Consider the following 23,021-nt stretch of genomic DNA (forward strand, 5'->3'; position numbering starts at 1 on the left):
TCAGCTGCCCCGCGTCAGGATCAGGGGGTGGGCCTGGTCGGTCTGCGCCACCGAGACCATCGAGGCGCGAAGGCCCGCGACCTGCCGGTCGCCGGCCTCGTGGCGCAGCTGGCGCACCGCCTCGGTGACGAGGTTCCAGCCGTGCATATAGCTGCCCGACATCATGCCGCCGCCGACATTGACCGGCAGGCGGCCGCCGACCGCCAGTTCGCCGTCGCCGAACGCGCGCAGCCCGGCGCCGGGTTCGACGAAGCCATAGCCCTCGATCTGGTTGACGAGATGGATCGAGGCGGGGTCATAGCCCTCGAAATGGCCGATCGCCGACAGGTCGAGCTCGGCCATGGCGAGCGCCTGCGCGCCGGCGTCGCGCAACGGCTGCGCCAGCCGCTCGCGCACCAGGCTGTGGAAGGTGCCGCCGGTCGCCTTGGCCTCGCCCCAGCCGGCGATATCGACCGGCGTCCGGGCGCCGCCGCGCGCCTTGTCGGCGCGGCTGACGATCAGGCAGACCGCGCCGTCATTGACCAGGCACATGTCGAACAGGTGCAGCGGCCGGACGATATGGCGCGACGCGCGATAATCCTCGACCGACATCGGCGTCGTCATGATCGCGTGCGGACTGGCGATCGCGTTGCGGCGCAGCTGGATCGCCACCGCGCCGAGATCGGCCTCGTCATAGCCGTAGAGGTCGAGATAGCGCCGCGCGACCAGCGCCCAGTGCGCCGCCTGGCTGCTCCACCCCCAGGGATGATGATAATAATAGGAGGCCGGCGTCCCCGCGCCGGCCTGGTCGCCCGCATAGGTGGCGCCGCCATATTGGCGGCCGATGCTGCGCGAGGCGGCGGCATAGACCATCGCCACCGTCTCGGCCTTGCCTTCGGCGATCGCGGCGCAGACGATCGGCAGCGGGCCGGCCATCAGCCCCGATGCGGTCACCCGATAATGCGGGTCGATGCCGAGTTCGGCGCACAGCGCGTCGGGCGACGGGCCGCCATAGATCAGCGAGACCGAGATGCCGTCGATGTCGCGCCGCGCGAGTCCGCCATCGGCCAGCGCACGCTCGAACGCGGTCGCGGCGAGGCTCTCGGGGGTCGCGGGTTCGAAGCCGGGCGCCTTGTCGCGCGCGGCGCGGTAGAGCGCCGGGTGATCGGTTTCGCCGATCCCGACGATCGCCGCCGTGCGGGCGAGCGTCGCGTCCGCCCCAGGCATCGCAGCGGAGCGCGATCGCGCCATCAGCGGACCACGGCGCTCTGCCGGAGCCCGGCGATCTCGTCGGTCGAAAAGCCGGCGTCGGCGAGCAATGGGCCGGTATGTTCGCCGAGCAGCGGCGCCCGCACCGGCGACGCCGGCGCGTAGCGGCCGTCGAAGCCGACCGGGCCCGCGGCGAGCTTCACCCGGGTGCCGTCCTGGACCGCGACCTCGAACAGCAGCCCATTGGCCTCGACCTGCGGATCGACCGCGACGTCGTGGATCGTGCGCACCAGCTCCCATGGCGCGTCCCATGCGTCGAAGACGGGCTGCCATTCGCTCCAGTCGCGCGCGCCGATCGTCGCCTGGATCTCGGCGATCAGCGCGGCGCCCTCGTCGGCGCGGCCGCGATCGGTGACGAAGCGCGCATCCTGCAACAGGTCGGTGCGGCCGATATGGTGGCAGAGCGCCGGCCAGTAGCGGTCGGGATCGAGGAACATCAGCTGGATGAAGCGATCGTCGGCGGTGCGGTAGGGATAGCGCAGCGGCGCGCGCAGCGGATTGCCGACATGGGCGTGCTGGTCGGGGGTCTGGGTCTGGCTGACGACGACATCGGCCGAGAGCGCCCAGACCGCGGTCGACAGCAGCGACACGTCGACGATCGCGGCCTCGCCGGTCATCGCCCGCTTGAACAGCGCGCCGGCGATCCCGTAAGCGACCGAGATGCCGCTGATATGGTCGCCGAGCGCGGGACGTGGCTTGAGCGGTTCGATCATGCCCACCGGCCGCAGCGCATGGGCGAAGCCGCCGCGCGCCCAGAAGGCGGTCGCGTCATAGCCGGCCTTGTCGGTCTCGCTGCCCCTGAAGCCATAGCCGTTGCCGCGGACATAGATGAGCCTGGGGTTGCGCGCCTGAAGATCCTCGGGGGTCAGCCGCAGGCCGCGGATCGCCTTGGGGCGCAGGCTGGTCAGGAAGACGTCGGCGGTGTCGACCAGGCGGAGCAGCACCTCGCGGCCCGCCTCGGTCTTCAGATCGATCGCGATCGACTTCTTGCCGCGGTTATTCTGTTCGAGCGAGAGATTGGCCGAGCCGGTCTCGCGGCCGTCGCCGATTTTCAGCGCGCGATAGGGATCGCCGCTGTCGACCGTCTCGACATGGATGACCTCGGCGCCATGATCGGCGAGCAGCGCGCCCGCGGCGGGCACGAACACATATTGCGCCAGTTCGATGATTCGAACCCCGGAAAATACCTCTTTCATCCTGCTCCTGCCCCTTTTCGAGGATGTCGACGTCTGTCGTTCGACTTATCTAACAAGCGTTAGATTTTTATGGCAAGCGGTTTCTCGGGCGGTGCCGATTTCGGCGACACAATCGGTTGGCGCAGGCGGCCTGCGGCGATAGAAGTCGGGCGATGACCAGGCCCCACAACCTTCGTTCGACCGGCAGCCGCGACCCGTCACGCCGCAGGGCCGGCCGATGACCGCCAAGCCCAAGCGCGGACCCCAGCCGGCCGCGCCGACCGAAAAGGGCAGCGACCGGCGGCAGCGCATCCTCCACGCCGCGCGGCGGCGCTTCGCCGCGTCGGGTTTCGAGTCGACGACGGTGCGCCAGATCGCCGACGATGTCGGGCTGCTCGCGGGCAGCCTCTATTATCATTTCGCCAACAAGGAGGAGATGCTCCACGAGACGGTGCGCGACGTGGTCTATCGGCTCCGCGATGGCGCCGAGGAGATCCAGCAGCGCGATGCCGATCCCGAGACCAAGCTGGTGGCGCTGATCTTCTTCGACGTCGAGGAACGGACGACCGACCAGGAGGTCCATGCCATCCTGCATCAGGAGCGCGGCTATTTCCGCCGCAATCCCGATCTCGATTATATCGTGACCGCACGCCGCCGCCATTATCTGGTCTGGCGCGCGCTGCTCGAGCAGGGCATCGCCGACGGCTCTTTCAGCGCCGACATCAATGTCTTCCTGACGCTGTCGACGATCATCCGGATGCTCAACACCGCCGCCGACTGGTTTCTGCACGACGACCGGGCGACGATCGACGCCGCGGGAATCATCTCGCGCGACGAGCTCAGCGCCTTCTACGTCAACTTCGTGCTGCGCGCGGTGCGGACGCCGGCGCGGATCGAAGCGCCGGTCCCGTGGCCGGAAAGCTATAAGGGGCCGGCGCGCGGCTGAGGGGTTTGGGACGGGTCAAGGTTCGGCGCCCGCGAGTCCGTCCTTCCTCAAGACAAGAGGAGGACGATATGGTCGAGAAGATCCTGCTGTTCGCGATCGTTATTGCCGCACCGGTGGCGGCCGTCGAGGCTGCGCCCTTTTCCGGGCCATTTATCGGAATCCAGATCGGCGCGGCCGGCCGATCGACGTCAGCCGATATCGCCGGCGTGTCGCTGGACAAGGACAAGACCGACTTCGCCTATGGGGCTTTCGCGGGCTTCGACGTGGCGATCGACAGGGTGGTGCTCGGCATGCAGGCCGAGATCGCAGGCGGCGCTGGCCGGATCATCGCGAATGACGGCAAGGGCACCAGCAACGGCGTCGATCCGCGCTGGGGCTATGCGGTTTCGGCGCGGGCCGGCATCCTCGCGACGCCGAAGACGCTGGTCTATGGCCGGGCCGGCTATGCGGCGGAGCGCAGCGAGGAGGTCTATGGCGGTCCGACGATCCTGGTGTTCGCGCCGGTGAAGCCGCAATGGCATGGCGGCCTGCAACTCGGCGGCGGCGCCGAATATGCCGCGACCGACCATATTTCGGTGCGCGCCGAATATCGGCACGACGACTATTCGCGCCGGTACGCGGCGGACCAGTTGCTGGTTGGGATGGGGTTGCGGTTTTGAGGTAACTGGACGTCGCTTATACTTGCCGTCATGCTGAACTTGATTCAGCATCCAGACACGCAACGGTGCTCATGGAACGCCAACCCTGCGTCTATATCCTCGCCAGCGGTCGCTACGGCACGATCTACACCGGGGTGACCAGCGACCTGATCGGGCGAATCTACCAGCACAGGGAAGGCGTCGTCGAAGGCTTCACCAAAAGATATGGCGTGCACCGCCTCGTCCATTTCGAGATGTTCGAGGACATGCCGACGGCGATCGCCCGCGAGAAACAGATCAAGGCATGGCGGCGGGACTGGAAGGCCAGCCTGATCGAGGAAACCAATCCATTCTGGGAAGACCTGGCGATCAGCCTGGGATTCGATCCGAAACCGTAGCGCGTCTGGATGCTGAATCAAGTTCAGCATGACGGAGGAGGGCGCGTGGCACTTTTCGCGTCCCGTCGCTTTTGCGATGTAGGATGCGCCGTCCCCGCCACGTCCTCGGGGCAGCGCCATGCCCCAAGGGAGACCGAACATGCTCTACGCGATCCTCTGCTACGACAATGAGGAGGTCGTCGGTGCCTGGAGCGAGGCCAAGGAGACCGAGGTGATGGCGCGGCTGGGGGCGGTGCAGGCGGGGCTGGCGGCGCAGGGGCGGCTGGGGCCGGTGGCGCGGCTGATGCCGACGAGTGCGGCGACGACGGTGCGCAAGGGCACCGACGCGATGGTCCTCGACGGGCCGTTCGCCGAGACCAAGGAGCAGCTGCTCGGTTTCTATGTCGTCGACTGCGACAGCCTCGACGCGGCGATCGCGGTCGCGCAGGATCTGGGGCGGGCGAGCGGATCGGCGGGGGCGCATGAGGTGCGGCCGCTGATGGTCTTCAACCCCGGGTCCGCCGCGGGCGAGACGCCGGCGACATGACCGATCTCGCCTGGATCGACGCGGCGATCGCCTCGGCGCGGCCCCGGGCGATGGCGGCGCTGCTGCGCTATTTCCGCGATCTCGACACCGCCGAGGAGGCCTATCAGGAGGCCAGCCTGCGCGCGCTGACCCGCTGGCCCGAGCAGGGGCCGCCGCGCGATCCCGCGGCCTGGCTGATCCTGGTCGGGCGCAACAGCGGGATCGACGCGATCCGCCGCACGGCCCGCAACGATCCGCTGTCCGACGAGGCGGGGCTGTCCGATCTCGACGACCAGGAAGCGGCGATGGCCGACCGGCTCGACGGCGGCCAATATCGCGACGACATATTGCGGCTGCTGTTCGTCTGCTGCCATCCCGACCTGCCCGCGACCGCGGTGATCGCGCTGGCGCTCAGGATCGTGTCGGGGCTGAGCGTCGCGCAGATCGCGCGCGCCTTCCTGGTCGGCGACAAGGCGATGGAGCAGCGCATCACCCGCGCCAAGGCGCGGATCGCCGACGCGCAGGTGCCGTTCGAGACGCCCGGGCCGGTCGAGCGCGCCGAGCGGCTGGGGACGGTGATGGCGATGGTCTATCTGGTGTTCAACGAGGGCTATTCGGCGACCGGCGAGGGCGCCGATGCGCGCGGCGCGCTGGCGGTCGAGGCGATCCGGCTGGGCCGGCTGCTGCTACGGATATTCCCGGCCGAGCCCGAGCTGCTGGGGCTGGTCGCGGTGATGCTGCTCCAGCACAGCCGGCGCGAGGCGCGGCTCGACGCGGCCGGCGCGGCGGTGCTGCTCGACGCGCAGGAGCGTAGCCGCTGGGACGGCAAGGCGATCGCCGAGGGGCTGGCGCTGCTCGACAAGGCGATGCGCCACCGCCGGCCGGGGCCCTATCAGGTGCAGGCCGCGATCGCCGCGCTCCATGCCCGGGCGAAGGTGGCGGCGGAAACCGACTGGGCGGGAATCGCCCGGCTCTATGCGACGCTCGAGGTCATGCAGCCGTCGCCGGTGATCACCCTCAACCGCGCGGTCGCGCATGGCAAGGTGGCGGGACCCGAAGCGGCGCTGGCGCTGATCGAGCCGCTCGGCGACCGGCTCGACGGCTATTTCTATTATCATGGCGCGCGCGGCGCCTTCCTCGATCAGCTGGGCCGCGCCGCCGATGCGCGCGAGGCCTTCACCCGGGCGATCGGGCTGGCGGGATCGGTCGCCGAGGCCGATTATATCCGCCGGCAGATCGACCGGCTGTCGGATCATGGCGACGCTGTGCGTCCTTGCGATGTGGAAGATAGAGGAGACCGATAATGACCGACGACAGCCGCGACCTGGTGCTGACCCGCCTGATCGACGCCCCGCGCGCGACACTCTATCGCGCCTGGACCGAGGCCGATCTGTTGAAGCAGTGGTTCGCGCCGCTGCCCTGGACGACGCCTTCTGCCGAACTCGACGTGCGGCCGGGCGGGGCGAATATCATCACGATGCGATCGCCCGAGGGGCAGGACATGCCCAATAGCGGCGTCTATCTCGAGGTGGTGCCGAACGAGCGGTTGGTGTTCACCGACGCCTATACCAGGGCGTGGGAGCCGGCGGCGAAGCCGTTCATGACGGTGATCCTGACCTTTGCCGATGAGGACGGCAAGACCCGCTACACCGCGACCGCGCGCCACTGGACCGTCGAGGACAAGCAGCAGCATGAGGCGATGGGGTTTCATGTCGGGTGGGGGATGTGCGCGGATCAGCTCGAGGCGCTGGTGAAGGGACTCTAAATATAGCCCCTACCCTTTAGGGGAGGGGTTGGGGTGGGGTGCGAAAACCAGAGGCTCGATGCCTCTGGTTTTCGCTTATGCGGAACCGTAGGAAGGCTCGCTGCGCTCGCCACCCACCCCAACCCCTCCCTTGAAAGGGAGGGGCTAAGAAGAAGTTTACCGCGCCGCGACCTCGACGCCCTTGGTCTGCCAGCCGCCGCCGAGCGCGCGGAACAGGTCGACCTGCGCCGTCGTCACCTGGGCGTCGGACAGAGCGAGGTCGGCCTCGGCATTGGCCAGGGTCCGCTCGGCGTCGAGGACGGTCAGGAAGTCGGCGCGGCCTTCGCGGAGCTGGGCGGTGGTGATGGTCGAGGCGGTGCGGGCCTCGGTCACCGCCGCGCGCAGCGCCTCGCGGCGTTCGATCGCGTGCTGGTACACCGACAGCGCGGTCTCGGTTTCCTGGAGCGCGGTCAGGACGGTGCCGTCGAAGGTCGCGAGCGCGGCCTTGGCGGTGGCGTCGGCCTGGGCGATGCGGGCGCGGCCGGCCTCCTGGTTGGGGAAGTTCCAGCTGAGCAGCGGGCCGAGCAGCCAGCGCAGCGGCCCCCCGCCGAACATGTCGCCGAGCGAGGGGCCGGTCGAGCCGACCGAGCCGCCCAGGGTGATCTTCGGATAGAGATCGGCGGTGGCGACGCCGATGCGCGCGGTCTCGGCGGCGAGCCGCCGTTCGGCCTGGCGCACATCGGGCCTGCGGGAGAGAAGCGCGCGACCGTCGCCGACCGGGATAGGGCGGTCCAGTCTGAGCGTGGTCGCGCGCTGGCCGACCTCTGGGGGAAGGTCGGCCGGAGTCCGCCCGGTCAGGGTCGCCAGGCGGAAGAGCGCCGCGTCGCGCTGGGCGCGAAGCGGGGAGAGGGTGGCGCGCTGCTGTTCGCGCAGCGCGGTCGAACGGGCGACGTCGAGCCGCGAGGTGCGGCCGACCTCGAACCGCTTGGCGGTGAGGCTGACGGTCTGGTCGAGCAGGTCGACGGTGTGCTGCGCCACCGTCAGCCGTTCGGCCGCCGACGAGGCGTCGGCATAGGCCCGCGCGGTCTCGGCGGCGACCGCGACCCGGGCGACGTCGAGCGAGGCTGCGGCGGCGTCGGCATCGGCGCGCGACGCCTCGATCGAGCGGCTAACCCGGCCGAACAGATCGACCTCATAGGAGATCGAGAGACCCGCGTCGTAGCTCCAGTCCTCGCGCTTGGCGCCGGCCGGCCGCTGGCCCTCGGGCAGGCGGCCATAGGTGGCGCCGGCGCCGATCTGGGTCTGCGGCAGCCGGTCCGAACGGCTCTCGCGCAGCACCGCGCGCGCCTTGGCGAGATTGGCCTGGGCGACCGCGAGGTCCTTATTGGCGGCCAGCGCGTCGGCGACGAGCCGGTCGAGGACCGGATCCTGGTAGAGCTGCCACCAGCTGTCGTTGGGGGCTTCAGCGGTGACCGGCGCGCTGGCGGTGCCGATGAAGGCCTGGGCGGCGGAGCTCGCGGTCTGCGGGCGGGCATAGTCGGGGCCGACCCCGCCCGCGCAGGCCGCGAGGGTCAGGAGGCTGGCGAAGCCGAGGATCGAGTTGCGAAAGGCTTTCATGGCATATCGTCCCTTATTCTGCAGGGAGAAGGGCGGGGTCGGCGGCGCCGCCGCGACGCCGGGCGGCGAAGCGGTCGGACAGCGCGCGGCAGGCGACGTAGAAGGTCGGCGTGAACACCAGCCCGAAGAAGGTGACCCCGAGCATGCCCGAGAACACCGCGGTGCCGAGCGCCTGGCGGAGTTCCGAGCCCGGGCCCGACGCGATCACCAGCGGCACGACGCCGAGGATGAAGGCGAACGAGGTCATCAGGATCGGCCGCAGCCGGCTCTGGGCCGCACGGATCGCGGCCTCGACCGGGCTCAGCCCTTCCTCTTCGGCCTGCTTGGCGAATTCGACGATCAGGATCGCGTTCTTCGCGGCGAGGCCGATCAGCACGACGAGGCCGATCTGGGTGAGGATGTTGTTGTCCATGCCGCGCAGGTTCACGCCGGTCATCGCCGCGAGCAGCGTCATCGGCACGATCAGGATGATCGCCAGCGGCAGCATCAGGCTTTCGAACTGCGCCGCGAGCACCAGGAACACGAACAGCACCGCCGCACCGAAGACGATCATCGCGGCATTGCCGGCCAGCTTCTGCTGATAGGCGATGTCGGTCCATTCGCCGGCGAAGCCCGCGGGGAGCTGATCGACCAGCTTGTCGACCGCGGCGAGCGCCTGGCCGGTCGAGTGGCCGGGTGCGGTCTCGCCCTCGACCTCGACCGCGGGGTAGAGGTTGTAGCGGGTGACGCGATAGGGGCCGGTCTTGTTCTGGAAGGTCGCGACCGCGCCGATCGGCACCATCTGGCCCGAGTTCGAGCGGGTCTTGAGCTGGGCGACGTCGGCGGCGTTGTCGCGGAACTCATGGTCGGCCTGCGCGGTCACCCGGAAGGTGCGCCCCAGCAGGTTGAAGTCGTTGACATAGGCCGAACCCAGATAGACCTGGAGCGCTTCGAACACGCGGCTCGGCGGGACCCCGATCATGTCGGACTTGGCGCGATCGATATCGGCGAAGATCCGCGGGGTCTTGTTGTCGAACAGCGTATAGACGCGGGTGAGGTTGGGATCCTTGTTGGCCTGGCCGATCAGCCCCCAGCTGGTCTGGTTGAGCTGGTCGAAGCCCTTGCCGGCGCGATCCTGGACCATCAGCTTGAAGCCGCCACCCGAACCGATGCCGCGGATCAGCGGCGGCGGCAGCACGAACACCTGCGCCTGGTCGTATTTCGCGGCGATCTTGCGCATCTCGCCCATGATCGAGGCCTCGGTATAGCCATGCTTGGCGCGTTCCTCGAACGGCTGGAACACGACATAGGCGGCCGCGGCATTGGGGGCCGAGGTCTGTGACGGCCCGTGGAAGCCCGCGAGCATCACCGCGCCCTCGACGCCGGGGATCTTGAGCATCTCGGTCGAGATCTTGCGCAGGGTGGCGTCGGTCTGCTGGAGCGAGGTGCCCGGCGGGGTGAAGGTCGCCGCCAGCGCATAGCCCTGATCCTGCGCCGGCACGAAGCCGACCGGGGTCGCCCCGAACACCAGCACGGTGAGCGCGATCAGGCCGGCATAGCCGAACAGCATGATCTTGGGCCGTGCGAGCGTCTTGCGGGTGGTGTTGGCGTAGAAGGTACTGAGCTTGTCGAAACCGGCGTTGAAGCGCTTGCCGCCGATATAGGCCATGCGCTTCCAGCGGCCTTCGGGCTCTTCCTCGGCCTTCGGACGCAGCAGCAGGGCGGCGAGCGCGGGCGAGAGGGTGAGCGAGAGGATCAGCGAGATGATCGTCGCCGACGAGATCGTCACCGCGAACTGGCGGTAGAATTCGCCGGTGAGGCCGGTGAGGAACATCGTCGGGATGAACACCGCGCACAGCACCAGCACGATCGCGACGAGCGCGGTCGACACCTCGTCCATCGACCGGTGCGCGGCCTGGCGCGGGGTCATGCCATGTTCGAGATTGCGTTCGACATTCTCGACCACGACGATCGCGTCGTCGACGACGATGCCGATCGCGAGCACCAGCCCGAACAGCGACAGGTTGTTGAGCGAATAGCCGAAGCCCGCCAGCACCGCGAAGGTGCCGATCAGCGACACGGGAATCGCGATCACCGGGATGATCGCTGCGCGCCAGCTCTGGAGGAAGACGAGGATCACGATCACCACCAGCACCACCGCCTCGAGCAGGGTGTGCTGGACGGCGTTGACCGACTCGCTGATGAACTGGGTCGGGTTGTAGATGACCTTGTATTCGAGCCCCTTCGGGAACTTCTTCGACATCGCGTCGAGTTCCTTGAGGACCGCGTCGGCGGCGCCGAGCGCGTTCGAGCCCGGGCGCTGGAAGATCGCGATGCCGAGCGACTCCTTGCCGCTCAGATAGGTGTTGATGCTGTAATCCTCGGCGCCGAGATCGACGCGGGCGACGTCCGACAGCCGGGTCAGATGACCCTCGGCATCGCTCTTGATGACGATATTGGCGAACTGGTCGGGGCTGACGAGGCGGCCCTGGGTTTCGACGTTATATTCGAAGGCGCCGGTGCCGACGGTCTCGTCGGGCTTGCCGATCCCGCCCGAGGCGACCTGGACGTTCTGCGCGCGCAGCGCCTCGACGATCTCGCCGGCGGTCATGTTGCGTGCGGCCGCGCGGCCCGGATCGATCCAGACGCGCATCGCATAGTTGCGCGCGCCGAACATGCGGACCTCGCCGACGCCGTCGATGCGGGCGAGACGGTCCTGCATCTGGGTGAGCGCGTAGTTCGAGATATAAGCGCGGTCGAGCGAGCTGTCGGGGGAGATCAGATTGGCGACGAGCAGGAAGTCGGGCGACGTCTTGCGGGTCACCACGCCCTGGCGGCGGACCTCCTCGGGCAGCCGCGGTTCGGCGAGCGCGACCCGGTTCTGGACCAGCACCTGGGCCTGGTCGAGATCGGTGCCGAGCTTGAAGGTGACGGTGATGACGGTCTTGCCGTCGCCGGTCGACTGGCTCGACATGTAGAGCATGTTGTCGACGCCGTTGATCTCCTGCTCGAGCGGCGAGGCGACGGTGTCGGCGACGGTTTCGGACGAGGCGCCCGGATAGGTGGCGCTGACGGTGACCGTCGGCGGCACGACATCGGGATATTGCGAGATCGGCAGGCCGAAAAAGGCGAGCGCGCCGACGATCGTGATGATCACCGCGATCACGCCGGCGAAGATCGGCCGTTCGATGAAGATGTGACTCAGACGCATGGGACTTTCCCTGTTTGCATCGACGAGGGACGCGAACGGCCGCCGCACCCCGGACCCTGGGCGGGTCGAAGCGGGGACGTCGGCCGCCGTGCGATCGGCGGGTGTTTGGTCTTCAGAGGGTGATGCGGCGGCCGGCTATCTGCCCCCACCAGCCTGGGGGCAGATAGTCTTCAGCGCGTCCGCGCCATCCCCAACATAATCAGTGCGCGCCGGCGATCGTCGCCTGCGAGCTGGCGGGCGGGGTCGCGGCGGCGACGGCGGTGGCCGGCGTCCCCTCGATCCTGCCCTTGGTGGTGAGCACCTTGCCGCCGGGCTGGGCATATTGGACGCCCGAGATGATAACCCGGTCCTTGCGGTCGAGGCCCGAGCGGATCACCCGCAGGCCGTCGACCAGCGGCCCGACCTCGACCGGCTTGGCCGAGACGGTGTCGTCCTTGGGATCGACCACCAGCACGGTCTTGCGCGCCTGGTCGGTCTGCACCGCGGCATCGGGGACGAGCATCGCGTCATGCGGTGCGCCGGCGCCCATCCGCATATTGCCGAACATGCCGGGGGTCAGGAAATAAGCCGGGTTGGCGATCACCGCGCGGCCGCGGATCGTGCCCGAACCATTGCCCAGCGCATTGTCGGTGAAGTCGACCTTGCCCTTCCACTTATAGGCGGTCTCGTCCTGCAGGCGGACTTCGACGGTGCCGCCCTTGGCCTGCTTCTCGCGAAGCTGCTTGAGGTAGAGCGCCTCCGATCCGTCGAACGCGAAATAGATCGGATCGAGCGCGTTGACCGTGGTCAGGATCGTCGCCGACGAGGCGCCCTCGCCCGAGACGAGATTGCCGATGTCGACGCGGCGATCGGAGACCCGGCCGGTGACCGGCGAGCGGACCTGGGTGAATTCGACGTCGAGCGCGCGGACCCGGACCTGCGCCCGGGCGGCGGCGACCGATGCCGCGGCCGACTGGACGGTCGCGCGCAGATTGTCGATCTCCTCCTGGCTCACCGCCTGGTCGGCGATCAGCCGGTTGGCGCGGGCGAGTTCGGTCTTGGCCAGCGCCAGCGCGGTGGCGGCGCTGTTTTCACGCGCCTTCGCCTCGGCGAGCGCCGCGGTGAAGGGGCGGGGATCGATCGTGAACAGCAACTGGCCCTTGCGGACGATGTCGCCATCCTTGAAGTGGATCGCATCGAGCGCACCCGACACGCGCGGCCGGATCTCGACTGCCTGGCTCGCCTCGAACCGGCCGACATAATCGTCCCATTCGGCGATATGGCGGACGATCGGCTGACTGACGGTGACGGTCGGGATCTGCGGGGCGTCGGCCTGCGCCTTGCCGCCGATGAAATTATAGGCGCCGAAGGCGAGCAGGCCCGCGACCGGCAGCGCCATCCACGCCGCCTTGCGGCGGCGCGCCTGCCAGGACGGCTGTTCGACGCCCTGATCCTGGGGCTCGCCGTCGGATTCGATGTTGCTCTGATACATGTAACTCACCCTGATAAGCTTAAGCGGCGCGCTGGCGCGTCGACAGATAGTCCAGCAATCCATAGGCTTGGCCCGCGGAGTAGCCCGCCTCGACCAGCGACTGGAGGTCGGCATCGGCGACCTCGTCGCCATGATGGCTGACCTTCGAGGCGAAACGGCGCAGCGTTTCGAGCCGGCGATCGGCGAGCGGCCCGCCGAAACGGAAGCCGAACGCGCCGCCGAGGAAGCGCCCGAGGCGGCCCTGCGGCGCGATCTCGCGCGTCGCGTCGATCCGCTTGGCGAGATCGATCACGCGCAGCTCGACGCCCGAGAAACGGGCGACGTCCGATGCGGTCGCGCCGATGCTCAAGTCCATCGGCGTGGCCGTGGCGCCGATCGTCAAGTCGATCGGCGATGCAACCTGTGTGGCGGTGCCCTGTGCGTGCCACGGTTCAAATGAGAGATAAGCCATCTTGGCCTCCCGAATGTTCGCTTTCCCTGTACGACTCGATCAGAAATGTGACTGACCGGTACGTCTCTTGTCCTCCCCGTACCGATCTGTTACATATCCTGTCAAGTTTGAAGGACGGGATTGTCTGAGTGGTCGCGAAACAAAAGATTGTGCCGGGTGAAGAAGGAAGCTGCTCCATCAAGAAAACCGCGGCAATGCGCGTTTTCGAGACGGCGCGGGACCTGTTCTATCACCGGGGAATCAGGGCGGTCGGCGTCGACGAGATCGTGTGCCAGGCCGGTGTTACAAAGCCGAGTCTGTACCGCGCCTTCGCGTCGAAGGACGATCTGGTCGCCGCCTGCCTGACCGAGAGCGGGCGCGAGGGACTGTTCGATCTCGACGCCGCGATCGCCTCCTGCGAGTGCCCGCTCGACCAGCTGCGCGCGGTGGTGCGGCTCTACACCGACAAGATCGCCAGTCCCGATTTCCGCGGCTGCCCGATGAGCAATACCGCGGTGGAGATTCCGGAGCCGGGCCATCCGGGCCGCGCCGTCCTTGAGGGGTGCAAGGCCGAGGTCCGCAGCCGGCTGGTCGAGGTGACCCGCCGCATGGACATCTGCGACCCCGAGGTGCTGGCCGACGGCATCACCCTGCTGATCGAGGGCGCGATGGCCAGCCATCATATCTTCGGCAGCCAGGGGCCGGCCGCGGCGATGGCCGCGAGCGCCGATGCGCTGATCGACGCGCATGTGAAGGCCCGCATCAGGGCCTGAGACGCCTCCCACAAGCCGGGCGTCGGCGATCGGCGTGACAAGCTCGCGCATCCTGTTTCTCCGGGTGATGGGGTGGAGCGGCTGGGGAGCCGCGGTGGATGTTATATGCCGCAGCGCGGCATATATGCGGTAGCCCATCTGTCCGGGATGATTGCACGATCCTCCAAAACCGGGCGCCTATGCTTGTCGCGCGACCGGGCCCATGGGAAAACCAGATCATGACGACTCACGCCGAACTCTGCGCGCTGATCGCGCGCCACACCCCGCAGGAAGGCTTTTTCCACACCGCGTTGCCGCGCCTCGGCATTTCCCGATCCTCGGCGCCGACCGAGCCCTTGCCGGGCCTGTGCGAGCCGGCGCTGTGCGTCGTTGCGCAGGGCAGCAAGCAGGCGATGGTCGGTGGGCAGCGTTATATCTATGACGCCAACACCTATCTGGTGGTCTCGGTCGACCTGCCCTGCGTGGGCAATGTGATCGAGGCGACCGCCGATCGCCCCTATCTGGGGATGAAGATCGAGCTCAACCTGCCGGTGCTGTCCGAACTGATGCTGGAGCGCGATGTCGATCCGCGCATCGGCGCGAACACGCCACCGGGCCTGGTGCTGAGCCGGGCGACTCCGGGGCTGCTCGATGCCTGTGTGCGGCTGCTGCGGCTGCTCGACGAGCCCGAGGATGCGGCGGTTCTGGCGCCGCTCGCCGAACGCGAGATCCTCTATCGGCTGCTGACCGGGGAACAGGGGGCGATGGTGCGCCATATCGCCGCGAGCGAAAGCCGGTTGAAACAGATCAGCCGCGCCATCGCGTGGATCAAGGCGAATTTCAGCAATCCGCTCAGCATCGACGAACTGGCAGCCCATGCGGGGATGAGCCATTCGTCGTTCCACCAGCATTTCAAGGCGGTGACCCGGATGAGCCCGCTGCAATATCGCACCCAGATGCGCCTCGCCGAGGCGCGCCGGCTGATGGTCGCCGAGGCGATCGACGCCGCCGAGGCGGGGTTCCGGGTCGGCTATGAGAGCCCCTCGCAGTTCAGCCGCGACTATAGCCGGGTGTTCGGCGCGCCCCCGCTCAGGGATGCGACGCGGTTGCGGGCGGAGCCGGGCTACGCGCTGGTCGCCTGAGATGGCACGCGGTCGCGTGTCGCGCACTTCGTCCATCGATCAGCGGGATTCACGAGAAACCCCCGCGTTCGGCGACGGCCGCGTTGTCGCGAGCTCCGTGGAGAACCCTCACGATCACGATTTCTTCGATGTTGACGCGATAATAGGCGACATAGGAGCCATGAAAAATGGCTCGCAGGCCTTGCCCGAGTTGCTCGCGCGTGGGACCGGACAGCGGAAAATCCAGCAATCGCTGGAACGTCCGTTGAATCGCGCCCACCAAATCCGAGGCGATTTCCTCGGATGCTTCGATAGCCAGATAGGTCCAGATTTCGGCGAGGTCGGCTTCCGCCGTATCGGTCAGGCGGAGGGAGCGCGAGCCGCTAATATCCTTTTCCCCCTCTCGATGATGTCATTGACATTGAAATCGCGGACGCGCCCGGCTTCGAGATCGGCCATGCCTTTGGCGATGTCGGATCTGAGCGTCGCCAACTCCTGAACCTGGACATTGCGACGCGCTTTCCACTCGCGAATCGCTTCCCGGATCACTTCGCTGGTCGAGGCATAGTCTCCCTCTGCCACGGCGTCCTTAAGCAGTGTTGCCATGTCGGAGGGCATGGTGATGGTCATACGTTCAATCTTCGACATGGCACGCTCTCTGCATCATAAATCATATTTGATCACATATAGTCGCGATTGTCACGCGCGGTTGATGATGCGGGCGTGATGCTGCCGATCGTAACAGCTGGGTCAATTCGCCCCGCAGCAGCGTTTATGCTTCTTGCCCGACCCGCAGGGGCAGGGATCGTTGCGGCCGACCTTGGCGGGGCCGGCGGCCGGCGGTGACGGCTCGTCGACATGCCGCGCGCGCCAGGCGTGGAGCGCGATGATCTGCGGGGGAATGATCCGATGGGCATTGCCGCTCAACTCGTTGATCTGCATGCTGTCGAACGTGGTGTCGTCGGCCGCGACCGCCACCAGCGTCAGCAGATGTGCCAGGGCGATCATGGCGTCCTCGTCCTCGCTTTCGGCGATCGCCGACCAGCTGTCCGGTCGCAGCTCCATCGCCTGCTCGAAGCCCTCGATCCATATCTCCCAGAGGATATCGCCATTGCGGTCGACGTCGAAGATCGGCTGGGGCTTGCCGCGGCGCAGGTCGCGGACGATCTCGGCGTGACGCGCGACCACCATGTCGGCGATCAGCTGGGCGTCGATCGGGTCTTCGAAGGGCGCGGGCTCCCCATAGCCGCCGCCCCAGACCGGCGGGAGCCATTCGTCGGGCGTCATCGGTTCCGGGCAGATCGCGACGCCGGTGAGATAGCCGTCGAGCTCGGACACCAGCATCGAATCCTCGAATGGAAGATCGGCGAGAATCTCGTCGAGGCGGCGGAAGCGGGAGGGGATATTGCGCATGAAAGGGGAGGTCCGTCTTGGGTGATGGGGCCGGGGCCGATGCAAGCTTATCCAACCCTTGCCTGCTTAACACCGATTGGCAGGATCATGGCGCGCTGTCTTCGCGAAAGCGGTCCACCAGATGCATCCGTTCGTGGAGGATCGTCACGATACCGACCGCGCCGTCCGCAAGTTGGCGCCAATAGACATGGTGCTGCTCGTAGCGGCAATAGAAGCCCTCGACGGCGAATTCGGCGGGGATGGCGCGCCAGAGCTGATCGCGGCGCGCGATCCGGTCGAAGCAGGCGAACAGGCCGCGTATATAGGCCTCGGCCTGCTCCTGTCCCCAAGCCTGCCGCGTGTAGTCGAATATCTCGTCGATCCGCTGACCGGCGATTGCCGAAACCCTGAATCCCGACATGTCAGCCCTGGCGATTGCGGGCGATCACCGTTTCGGCATCGAGCGCGGTGAAGCTCGCTTCGGGGGCGGCGAAGGCCCGATCGAGCTCAGCCTTCAACCGAGCATGATGTTCGGCCTCGATGCGTTCCTTGTCGCGCCGGATCAGATCGCGGACATATTCGCTGACATTCTCATACGCGCCCCGATCGCCGATATTGGCGGCGACGAACTCGCTCAGCGTTCCGCTGATGCGGACGTTCAGGGTCATCGGTTTGTTCATGGCAATCACCTTTGTCCCAATATAGTCGAATATTGTGGACGGCGATAGATGGAAGGCGAAGGTGGCAATGGGATCGCGCGGAAACGCGGGACGACTAGGCGCGAACTGTCCTTCACCCTTTCCGGTCGCATTCCCGCCAGATAATCGGCAACATCATAGGGAACCGATCGGGGAGCGGCGATGGCGTTTGGCGTATTCATCCATCGAAGCGATTCGATCTACGACGACAGTCCCGCCGAGCGTTACCAGTTTCCGGCGCCCTATCTGGGGCGGGCGCAGGCCTGTGTCGGCGACTGGATCATCTATTATGAGCCGGTCAAGATCAGGAACTCGCGCGGCTATTTCGCGGTCGCGCGGGTCCAGCGGGTCATTGCGGATCCGGGGATCGCCGGCATGTATATCGCGATCATCGAACCCGGCAGCTATATCGACTTCGCCGATCCCGTCGCCTTTCGCGGGCCGGACGGGCTGATCGAGCATGGCCTGTACAATGATGCGGGCGGCATATCGGGGCGGGCGCAGGCAGCGGTGCGGCCGATCTCGATCGGCGATTTCAACCGGATCATCGATGCCGGGCTCGGTGCCGAGGATGCGCCGCTGCCGCGGACCGGTTTCGCCGACGATCCGAACATGCTCCATGAAGCGCCGACGCCGTTCGACCATGTCCAGGAGCGCGAGCGCGTCACCCGCTACACCTCGCGGATCGTCCGCGACCGGGTGTTCCGCAAGGTCGTGCTGCGCGCATATGGCGAGCGCTGCGCGATCACCGGTCTGCGGCTGATCAATGGCGGCGGGCGCGCCGAGGCCGAGGCCGCGCATATTCGCCCGGTCGAGGCCGATGGACCCGACATCATCAATAACGGCATCGCGCTGTCGGGCACGGTCCACTGGATGTTCGATCGCGGACTGGTCGGCCTGGCGGACGATCTCGAGGTGTTGGTGTCGCGCCAGGCCAACGATGCCGAAGGGATCAGGGCGATGATCAATCCGACCGGGCGGGCCTTCATGCCTCTGCGGGCGTCGGACCGGCCACATCCTGCGTTCCTGCAATGGCACCGGGACCACTGTTTCAAATATTAGGTCCGGCGCTGACCACCCCAACGACAGTCTGCATTTGTCTCGGGCGGTCCGAGGAGAGGTTGCGTTCTGCCTTGGGCGACTCCGGGCGATGCCCGTCCTCGGGCGGGGCGGAGCCCCGACGCGGGGGCCGGAGCGGCCGCCTACAGCAACCCCACCGCCAGTTCGCGCCACCCGGCGCGCGCCGCGGCGACGTCGACCCCGGCGCCGGTGATCAGCTGGAGGCAGACATGGTCGGCGCCCGCGGCGAAATGGGCGTTCACGCGTTCGGCGATCTTCTCGATCGGGCCCCACGCGAATAGCGCGTCGACCAGCCGGTCGCTGCCGCCGTCGGCGAGGTCGGCCTCGGTGAAGCCGAGCCGGTACCAGCTGTTCTGGTAATTGGGATAGCCGAGATAGCCGGCGAGCGCCTGGCGGGCGAGGGTGCGGGCCACGGTGGGATCGGTGGCGAGGACGACGCCCTGTTCGGGGGCGAGCAGCCGGTCGGGGCCGATCGCGGCGCGCGACGTGGCAGTGTGTTCGGGGGTGACCAGATAGGGGTGGGTGCCGACGGTGCGGTCGCGCGACAGCTCGAGCATCTTCGGGGCGAGTGCGGCGAGGCAGCGGGCCTCGGGCGGCACGCCGCCGGCGTCGAGCCCGTCGAGATAGGCGCGCATCGCGCTCAGCGGCTTGGCATAGGCTTCGCCGACGATGTGCGAATGGCTGACGCCGAGGCCGATCAACACCCGCGCCTGCCGGTCGGCGGGGAGCGCCTGCCACCAGCGGGCGACGTCGGCGGGCTCGTGCTTCCAGATGTTGAGGATGCCGGTGGCGATCGTCGCACGCTGGGTGGCGCCCAGCAGCCTGTCGACATCGGCGAGCAGGTCGCCGCCGATCCCGCCTGGGATCCACAGCGCGCCGAAACCGAGCTGGTCGAGTTCGGCGGCGGCGTCGGCGGCCTCGCCGCGGTCGCCGAAGCGCAGTTCCATCGACCAGATGCCGATGCGGCCGAGGCGGCCGGAGGAGAGCGCGGGTGCCGTCATGATCGTCTCCGGAAAAATCTGTTCTGCCGGGGCGAGGGTCGGGCAAAATCGCGGGGCGATCAACCATCCCGACCTTCGCCGGGGCGATGAAGCGGGCGCGCAACCCCCAAATGGAGGATGAAGCCACAGGTCGCGCTCTGCTAGCCCCAGCGCAGGTCGTACGGTGGGATTTGCGAACAATGACAAGGACAAAGGCGCTGGCACGGGCAGGCGCGGCGCTCTGTGCAATCGGATGTGGGCTCGGGGCGGGCCTGCCCGCGCCGGCGGCGGTGTGGAACCCCAATTTCAGCAACACCAAGCCCAATGAACTGCGCCGGTCCGAGAAGATGGACGAGCGCGACATGGTCGGGATCATCACGATGGCGAGCGCCTATCCCGACGGCTGGATGAGCTTCGTCGTGCGACCCGAGGGGACGAAAGTGCCGTTCCGGCTGGTCGCCTATGATGCCATGAACAAGGAGGTCGCGCGGGTGACCTCGGCCGATGGCGGCGCCGCTTCGATCACCGTGCCGGTTTCTCCCGGGATGATGACGATGTTCCGCATGGTGCCGATCGGCAGCCGCTTCGATCCGCCCGCCAATGTCGGTGCATTATACCGCGGGGAGCCGGCGTCCGCCGCCAACCAGATCAGGCTGCCGGTCTACAGCTTCGCGCCAATCGCGGTGCAGGATGCCAAGGGCGCGACCGCCGAGCAACTCGCCGCGCTGCAGATGTCGGCGGGGGTGACCGCGAGCGCCGCGCCGCTCGCGCCGGCCCCCGCGCGCCGGACGTTCATGGGGGGATTGATCAGCGTTGCGGACAACCGGGCGCCGGCGGAGAGGGCGTCGGGGACGATGGCGCCGGCCGCGGCCCAGCCGTCGCCGGTGCGCACCGCGGGTGCCGCGGTCGCGGCCCCCGCCAGCGGCCCCGCCGCCGCGCCGGCCGCCGCGGCTCCGGTCAAGAGCTGGGGTGCGCTCGCGCAGATGGCGGGGACGGTGTGGACCAACGAGATCCAGGTGCTCAGTTTCGAATGGGCGACCCCGAACGAGACGATGCTGATCACCCGCAAGGGGCTCTACGGCGAGATCCAGACGATCGTCGCGGGATCGGCCGACGGCAAGGGGCTGCGCTATGTCAGCCGCGACATCTACACCGGCGACCAATATGAGGGGCAGGTCGCGCCGTCGGGCGGCAGGGTGACGCTGCGCGCCGATGCGGCGGGGCGGATGAGCTGCAAGCTGCCCAAGCCGGGCCAGCCGCTCGCCTGCGAGGTGCAGAGCCCGGTCGGCAAGAACTGGGCCGCCTCGACGATGAGCTATGCGGCGTCGAACCCGGCCGGGGCGCAGGCGGTGCTGGCGGCCTTGCCGGGGGTGTTCCCGGGGCGGGCCGACGGCAAATATGACAAGCAGCTCGGCCCCTTCGTCTATATGGGCAATGCGCGCTGGTATGACGCCAAGACCGGGCAGCAGGCCTATGTGTCGGGCGGGCGCGGGGCGTCGGGCCTGTCGCTGCAGGTGGCGGCGCCGGGGATCGTCAAGAGCTTCCTGTTCAACCAGGGCGCCGACGGCCGGCTGGTCGCGACCCTCGACAATTCGACCGAGAAGAATCCCGAAGGCAAGCAGGCGAGCGTGCTCGAGGTGCTCGGCGGCGGGGTCGTGCGGATCTGCTACCAGCATTATGGCAGCTATTGCGATGTCTGGCGGCTGTCGTCCGACGGCCGCAAGATCATGCAGGAGACCGGCGGCGCGCGCTATGTGTTCGAGCATGTGCCGCTGCCGCAGCGCGACTCGGCCAAGGAGGGGCTGCTCGCGACCCTCGACGAACGGCTGTTCCGCAACGCTTCCGGCCAGACGCTCGAATATAAGAATTACGCGGCGGTGGGCGCGCCCCGCTACATGTCGATCATGCGCTATCGCAACAGCGGCTATCTGGCGAGCAGCTGCTCGACCGACAAGCCCGGCAGCCTCCACTGCACCTTCATGTCGCAGCGTATTGAGGACCGTAACCGCGAATATGACTTCAAGCTGACCGAGGCCGCCGACAGTTTCGGCTATGACGGCACGGTCTATACGATCGCCGCCAATGGCGATCTGGTCGCGACCTCGGGGGGCGGCAACAAGGAGATCTTCAAGCCGTCCTCGGCGGGCGAGCTCGCCTATATCCGCCAGGCCTATGACGATTCCGAAAGCGTGCGCGGATCCTATGTCAGCCGACAGATGGCCCAGGAGAGCCGCGACGCCGTCTGGCGCGGCATCGCCCAGGGCATCGCCGACATGCCGAACACGATGCGGCAATGGCAGCGCGACAATGCCTTCCTGGCGCCGACCGACTGGTCGCAGCGCATCCCGGCGGGCGGCGCGGTCCAGCGCGCTGCCGATGGCCGCACGATCGGGGTCTCGACCGGCGGCGCCGCCGGCCAGGTCGGCGGCTATGCGCAGAGCATGGGATCGACGATCTTCATGTCGGGGGCACCCGAGAGCCCCGAATATCGCATGAAGCGCGAGGAGATCGAGCGCTACGAGATCCGCAAGCGGCTCTATGGTGACAAGGATGCCGATTATGGGCCGAGCATCATCGAGAAGGCTACTGCCGAGCGGACCGCCTATCTGCGCGAGGAGAATGCGAAGCGCGAGATCGAGGAGGCCGAAGAGAAGGTGAGGGCTGCCGAGCAGGAAGCGCGCCAGAAAGAGGCCGATGCCGGCAGCGCGCGCGACTCCAAGGCCGCCGAGGAGGCCCGCAAGGCGGCCGAGGAAGCACGCGAAACCGCGCGCAAGGCGCAGGAGGAGGCCACCCGCGCCAAGGCGAAGGCCGATGCCGACGCCCGCGTCGAGGCCGACCGCAAACGCCAGGAGGACGAGGCGCTCGCCGAGAAGAAGCGGATCGAGAAGGCCAGGGCCGACGAGGCGAAACGCAAGGAGGACGAGGACAAGCACGCCCGTGCGCAGATGGCGGCGGCGACGGTCTCGGGGGACATGTATTATGGTCCGTTCGGCCCGCGCCGCGAACCGCAGAGCGGCCCCGGCCAGGGCAGCCTGTCGAAGCGGGTGCTCGGCATCGCCGGCTGCTACGCCGAGGGCGTTCAGGTCCGCTATAATCTGTCGGGGCTGATGGGCGAAGCGGTGGTCAACGGCAGCTGGTCCTGGAGTTCGAACGACAAATGTTCGCTGCCGTCGAACACGGTGGTGTGGCTGAAGCTGCAGAGCGGCAATGCGATGGGCTATGTCCGGCTCGACCCGGCGGTGCCTGCGGCCAATGCCGGTTATGGCTATACCAGCGCGTCGAGCCCGCCGTGGAGCGAGCTGATCTGCTCGTTCCGGGGGAGCGGGCCGACGACCTGCCTCGACGAGAAGCGCGCGCGCGAGATGTGGGGGTCGGCAGTGGTCACGGGGTTCGAGATAGCGTGGTAGGCGGGGCGTCTCCACCATCGTCGCCCCGGCCTTGTGCCGGGGTCCATGGCTGGTGCGTCGGGCGTTATGGCTGGAGGAAAGCGGGCCGGTAGCGCTGGCGTTCGATCTTCAGGGGCGGCCTGCGTGGCGATAGCCATGGACCCCGGCACAAGGTGTTTAGACCGGGTACAAGGTAGACGGCGTTCGGGGACATGGTGAACGGGTCATGCCACCGGCTGGGTCAGGTCGA

The 23,021-nt window shown here is 67.7% G+C and carries 22 protein-coding genes; 10 read left to right on the plus strand and 12 right to left on the minus strand.

Translation table 11 applies throughout. The features are described from left to right. Both AC1RM6_RS12285 and AC1RM6_RS12290 read right to left on the minus strand, forming a co-directional pair. A complete protein-coding gene (locus AC1RM6_RS12285) occupies positions 1-1,206 on the minus strand; it encodes a thiolase family protein (RefSeq protein ID WP_493101515.1) in 1,206 nt (401 codons plus the stop codon). A 23-nt stretch (positions 1,207-1,229) separates the two neighbouring features. After that, positions 1,230-2,444 carry a CaiB/BaiF CoA transferase family protein gene (locus AC1RM6_RS12290; RefSeq protein ID WP_493101517.1) on the minus strand — a complete coding sequence of 405 codons (1,215 nt, stop codon included), beginning with the start codon at positions 2,442-2,444 and terminating at the stop codon, positions 1,230-1,232. Positions 2,445-2,661: 217 nt separating this feature from the next. Between AC1RM6_RS12290 and AC1RM6_RS12295 the strand changes: the two genes are divergently transcribed. The 6 genes from AC1RM6_RS12295 to AC1RM6_RS12320 all read left to right on the plus strand — a co-directional run bounded on the left by AC1RM6_RS12295 (position 2,662) and on the right by AC1RM6_RS12320 (position 6,675). Beyond that, on the plus strand, positions 2,662-3,369 hold the full coding sequence (locus AC1RM6_RS12295; RefSeq protein WP_493101519.1) for a TetR/AcrR family transcriptional regulator: 708 nt from the start codon (positions 2,662-2,664) through the stop codon (positions 3,367-3,369). Between the two features lie 68 nt (positions 3,370-3,437). Next, positions 3,438-4,028, plus strand: a complete 591-nt coding sequence (locus AC1RM6_RS12300; RefSeq protein ID WP_493101521.1) for an outer membrane protein — start codon at positions 3,438-3,440, stop codon at positions 4,026-4,028. A 71-nt stretch (positions 4,029-4,099) separates the two neighbouring features. Further along, entirely contained in the window at positions 4,100-4,405 is a 306-nt protein-coding gene (locus AC1RM6_RS12305; protein WP_493101523.1) for a GIY-YIG nuclease family protein, read from the plus strand. A gap of 139 nt (positions 4,406-4,544) precedes the next feature. Then, positions 4,545-4,931 (plus strand): YciI family protein, encoded by a 387-nt coding sequence (locus AC1RM6_RS12310; protein WP_493101525.1) that lies wholly within the window; start codon positions 4,545-4,547, stop codon positions 4,929-4,931. Further along, positions 4,928-6,214 carry an RNA polymerase sigma factor gene (locus tag AC1RM6_RS12315; protein WP_493101527.1) on the plus strand — a complete coding sequence of 429 codons (1,287 nt, stop codon included), beginning with the start codon at positions 4,928-4,930 and terminating at the stop codon, positions 6,212-6,214. Before AC1RM6_RS12310 ends, AC1RM6_RS12315 begins: the two co-directional genes overlap by 4 nt. Further along, positions 6,214-6,675, plus strand: a complete 462-nt coding sequence (locus tag AC1RM6_RS12320) for an SRPBCC family protein (RefSeq protein WP_493101529.1) — start codon at positions 6,214-6,216, stop codon at positions 6,673-6,675. The genes AC1RM6_RS12315 and AC1RM6_RS12320 overlap by 1 nt, the downstream gene beginning before the upstream one ends. Before the next feature lie 156 nt (positions 6,676-6,831). Here the strand turns inward: AC1RM6_RS12320 and AC1RM6_RS12325 are convergent, their stop codons facing one another. The 4 genes from AC1RM6_RS12325 to AC1RM6_RS12340 form a co-directional block, all read right to left on the minus strand. Then, on the minus strand, positions 6,832-8,271 hold the full coding sequence (locus AC1RM6_RS12325; RefSeq protein WP_493101531.1) for an efflux transporter outer membrane subunit: 1,440 nt from the start codon (positions 8,269-8,271) through the stop codon (positions 6,832-6,834). A 13-nt stretch (positions 8,272-8,284) separates the two neighbouring features. Beyond that, positions 8,285-11,461 (minus strand): efflux RND transporter permease subunit, encoded by a 3,177-nt coding sequence (locus AC1RM6_RS12330; protein ID WP_493101533.1) that lies wholly within the window; start codon positions 11,459-11,461, stop codon positions 8,285-8,287. 199 nt (positions 11,462-11,660) lie between these two features. Then, positions 11,661-12,932, minus strand: coding sequence for an efflux RND transporter periplasmic adaptor subunit (locus AC1RM6_RS12335; RefSeq protein WP_493101535.1), 1,272 nt, complete (start codon positions 12,930-12,932; stop codon positions 11,661-11,663). Between the two features lie 19 nt (positions 12,933-12,951). Beyond that, on the minus strand, positions 12,952-13,287 hold the full coding sequence (locus AC1RM6_RS12340) for a hypothetical protein (protein WP_493101536.1): 336 nt from the start codon (positions 13,285-13,287) through the stop codon (positions 12,952-12,954). Positions 13,288-13,511: 224 nt separating this feature from the next. Between AC1RM6_RS12340 and AC1RM6_RS12345 the strand changes: the two genes are divergently transcribed. Beyond that, positions 13,512-14,135: a TetR/AcrR family transcriptional regulator gene (locus AC1RM6_RS12345; RefSeq protein WP_493101537.1), complete on the plus strand. Its 624-nt coding sequence runs from the start codon at positions 13,512-13,514 to the stop codon at positions 14,133-14,135. Positions 14,136-14,353: 218 nt separating this feature from the next. Further along, positions 14,354-15,256 (plus strand): AraC family transcriptional regulator, encoded by a 903-nt coding sequence (locus AC1RM6_RS12350; protein ID WP_493101539.1) that lies wholly within the window; start codon positions 14,354-14,356, stop codon positions 15,254-15,256. A 49-nt stretch (positions 15,257-15,305) separates the two neighbouring features. On the opposite strand, the gene AC1RM6_RS12355 is transcribed toward AC1RM6_RS12350, so the two are convergent. The 5 genes from AC1RM6_RS12355 to AC1RM6_RS12375 form a co-directional block, all read right to left on the minus strand. Continuing rightward, positions 15,306-15,623 carry a type II toxin-antitoxin system RelE/ParE family toxin gene (locus AC1RM6_RS12355; RefSeq protein WP_493101577.1) on the minus strand — a complete coding sequence of 106 codons (318 nt, stop codon included), beginning with the start codon at positions 15,621-15,623 and terminating at the stop codon, positions 15,306-15,308. Then, entirely contained in the window at positions 15,596-15,883 is a 288-nt protein-coding gene (locus tag AC1RM6_RS12360) for a ribbon-helix-helix domain-containing protein (RefSeq protein ID WP_493101541.1), read from the minus strand. Before AC1RM6_RS12360 ends, AC1RM6_RS12355 begins: the two co-directional genes overlap by 28 nt. Positions 15,884-15,985: 102 nt before the next feature. Further along, positions 15,986-16,648 (minus strand): UPF0149 family protein, encoded by a 663-nt coding sequence (locus AC1RM6_RS12365; protein WP_493101543.1) that lies wholly within the window; start codon positions 16,646-16,648, stop codon positions 15,986-15,988. A gap of 85 nt (positions 16,649-16,733) precedes the next feature. Then, the gene (locus AC1RM6_RS12370; RefSeq protein ID WP_493101545.1) at positions 16,734-17,048 is read right to left on the minus strand and encodes a type II toxin-antitoxin system RelE/ParE family toxin; all 315 of its coding nucleotides are present in this window, start codon (positions 17,046-17,048) and stop codon (positions 16,734-16,736) included. A gap of 1 nt (position 17,049) precedes the next feature. Then, positions 17,050-17,307, minus strand: coding sequence for a ribbon-helix-helix domain-containing protein (locus AC1RM6_RS12375; protein WP_493101547.1), 258 nt, complete (start codon positions 17,305-17,307; stop codon positions 17,050-17,052). Positions 17,308-17,487: 180 nt separating this feature from the next. On the opposite strand from AC1RM6_RS12375, the gene AC1RM6_RS12380 reads away from it, so the two are divergent. Next, positions 17,488-18,387, plus strand: coding sequence for an HNH endonuclease (locus AC1RM6_RS12380; protein ID WP_493101549.1), 900 nt, complete (start codon positions 17,488-17,490; stop codon positions 18,385-18,387). Between the two features lie 140 nt (positions 18,388-18,527). Here the strand turns inward: AC1RM6_RS12380 and AC1RM6_RS12385 are convergent, their stop codons facing one another. Then, a complete protein-coding gene (locus AC1RM6_RS12385) occupies positions 18,528-19,406 on the minus strand; it encodes a TIGR03620 family F420-dependent LLM class oxidoreductase (RefSeq protein ID WP_493101551.1) in 879 nt (292 codons plus the stop codon). 179 nt (positions 19,407-19,585) lie between these two features. Here AC1RM6_RS12385 and AC1RM6_RS12390 point away from each other — a divergent pair, with 179 nt between their 5' ends. Then, entirely contained in the window at positions 19,586-22,792 is a 3,207-nt protein-coding gene (locus AC1RM6_RS12390; protein WP_493101553.1) for a hypothetical protein, read from the plus strand. The last annotated feature ends 229 nt before the right edge of the window (positions 22,793-23,021 follow it).

The sequence above is a fragment of the Rhizorhabdus sp. GW822-FHT03C02 genome (assembly GCF_058801765.1).

Bases quoted from the DNA above. Each gene is read 5' to 3' on its own strand.
- AC1RM6_RS12335 (WP_493101535.1), bottom strand. From the start codon at position 12,932: ATGTATCAGAGCAACATCGAATCCGACGGCGAGCCCCAGGATCAGGGC.
- AC1RM6_RS12310 (WP_493101525.1), top strand. From the start codon at position 4,545: ATGCTCTACGCGATCCTCTGCTACGACAATGAGGAGGTCGTCGGTGCC.
- AC1RM6_RS12295 (WP_493101519.1), top strand. From the start codon at position 2,662: ATGACCGCCAAGCCCAAGCGCGGACCCCAGCCGGCCGCGCCGACCGAA.
- AC1RM6_RS12390 (WP_493101553.1), top strand. From the start codon at position 19,586: ATGACAAGGACAAAGGCGCTGGCACGGGCAGGCGCGGCGCTCTGTGCA.
- AC1RM6_RS12300 (WP_493101521.1), top strand. From the start codon at position 3,438: ATGGTCGAGAAGATCCTGCTGTTCGCGATCGTTATTGCCGCACCGGTG.
- AC1RM6_RS12290 (WP_493101517.1), bottom strand. From the start codon at position 2,444: ATGAAAGAGGTATTTTCCGGGGTTCGAATCATCGAACTGGCGCAATAT.
- AC1RM6_RS12285 (WP_493101515.1), bottom strand. From the start codon at position 1,206: ATGCCTGGGGCGGACGCGACGCTCGCCCGCACGGCGGCGATCGTCGGG.
- AC1RM6_RS12380 (WP_493101549.1), top strand. From the start codon at position 17,488: ATGGCGTTTGGCGTATTCATCCATCGAAGCGATTCGATCTACGACGAC.
- AC1RM6_RS12305 (WP_493101523.1), top strand. From the start codon at position 4,100: ATGGAACGCCAACCCTGCGTCTATATCCTCGCCAGCGGTCGCTACGGC.
- AC1RM6_RS12320 (WP_493101529.1), top strand. From the start codon at position 6,214: ATGACCGACGACAGCCGCGACCTGGTGCTGACCCGCCTGATCGACGCC.
- AC1RM6_RS12375 (WP_493101547.1), bottom strand. From the start codon at position 17,307: ATGAACAAACCGATGACCCTGAACGTCCGCATCAGCGGAACGCTGAGC.
- AC1RM6_RS12350 (WP_493101539.1), top strand. From the start codon at position 14,354: ATGACGACTCACGCCGAACTCTGCGCGCTGATCGCGCGCCACACCCCG.
- AC1RM6_RS12340 (WP_493101536.1), bottom strand. From the start codon at position 13,287: ATGGACTTGAGCATCGGCGCGACCGCATCGGACGTCGCCCGTTTCTCG.
- AC1RM6_RS12365 (WP_493101543.1), bottom strand. From the start codon at position 16,648: ATGCGCAATATCCCCTCCCGCTTCCGCCGCCTCGACGAGATTCTCGCC.
- AC1RM6_RS12315 (WP_493101527.1), top strand. From the start codon at position 4,928: ATGACCGATCTCGCCTGGATCGACGCGGCGATCGCCTCGGCGCGGCCC.
- AC1RM6_RS12385 (WP_493101551.1), bottom strand. From the start codon at position 19,406: ATGACGGCACCCGCGCTCTCCTCCGGCCGCCTCGGCCGCATCGGCATC.
- AC1RM6_RS12330 (WP_493101533.1), bottom strand. From the start codon at position 11,461: ATGCGTCTGAGTCACATCTTCATCGAACGGCCGATCTTCGCCGGCGTG.
- AC1RM6_RS12360 (WP_493101541.1), bottom strand. From the start codon at position 15,883: ATGTCGAAGATTGAACGTATGACCATCACCATGCCCTCCGACATGGCA.
- AC1RM6_RS12370 (WP_493101545.1), bottom strand. From the start codon at position 17,048: ATGTCGGGATTCAGGGTTTCGGCAATCGCCGGTCAGCGGATCGACGAG.
- AC1RM6_RS12325 (WP_493101531.1), bottom strand. From the start codon at position 8,271: ATGAAAGCCTTTCGCAACTCGATCCTCGGCTTCGCCAGCCTCCTGACC.